The sequence below is a fragment of the Pseudomonas sp. SIMBA_068 genome, from assembly GCF_046534705.1.
In the GTDB taxonomy this organism is placed as follows: domain Bacteria; phylum Pseudomonadota; class Gammaproteobacteria; order Pseudomonadales; family Pseudomonadaceae; genus Aquipseudomonas; species Aquipseudomonas putida.
The window spans coordinates 1-231 of the sequence record NZ_JAWRYI010001821.1; the positions used below are offsets into that span (position 1 = coordinate 1).

1 protein-coding gene is annotated in these 231 nt (G+C 43.7%); it reads left to right on the forward strand.

All coding sequences use genetic code 11. The annotated features are described in order from the left end of the window. Positions 1-231: response regulator (locus tag SB756_RS36055; RefSeq protein WP_410914044.1), on the forward strand; the 231-nt coding region annotated here is incomplete at both ends.

Sequence of the window (231 nt, forward strand, 5' to 3'; positions counted from 1 at the left end):
GAAAATCTCTGGAACAAATTGAATGGGTTAACGTTGTAGGTGAGTTCGAAGACTCAACAGCACTGATCAATAATCTGTCCAAGCTTGACGCCAACGTCCTGATCACCGACCTCTCTATGCCAGGTGAGAAGTATGGCGATGGTATTACGCTGATTAAATATATTAAACGCCACTACCCGGATCTCTCGATTATTGTTCTGACCATGAACAATAACCCGGCGATTCTGAGTT